Source organism: Acinetobacter sp. OYA S30, assembly GCF_033599315.1.
Taxonomy (GTDB): Bacteria; Pseudomonadota; Gammaproteobacteria; order Pseudomonadales; family Moraxellaceae; genus Acinetobacter; species Acinetobacter baumannii.
This window is the reverse complement of sequence record NZ_JAWVAV010000166.1, coordinates 1-332: the sequence shown is the minus strand read 5'-3', so window position 1 is coordinate 332 and position 332 is coordinate 1. Positions and strand designations below refer to the sequence as shown.

The 332-nt window shown below is 42.8% G+C and carries 1 protein-coding gene; it reads right to left on the bottom strand.

What is annotated here, in order from left to right; translation table 11 throughout:
• Window positions 1-332: tape measure protein (locus R5R67_RS19645; RefSeq protein ID WP_318755227.1), on the bottom strand; the 332-nt coding region annotated here is incomplete at both ends.

Below are 332 nucleotides of genomic sequence, written 5' to 3'. Positions count from 1 at the left end.
CAAGCGCTTTTACAATTTCTTGTGAAGTAATTTTTCCTTCAGCCGCAACTGAACGCAACTCTCCTACGGTGATCCCCATACCTTTAGCAATAGCCTTTGCTAGAGCTGGTGTTTGTTCCATAACTGAGTTGAGTTCTTCACCACGTAATGTACCGCTTGCCAAAGCCTGCCCGAATTGAACTAAAGCTGCATCAGCTGCTTCTGCACTTGCACCACTGATCGCAACTGCTTTTGATACTGTTTCAGTTAGTCGAGCAGTGTCATCCATAGTTAAATTCAGTGTTTTAGCATTATCACTAAAACGTTGATATACCTGTAACACAGAATCCCAA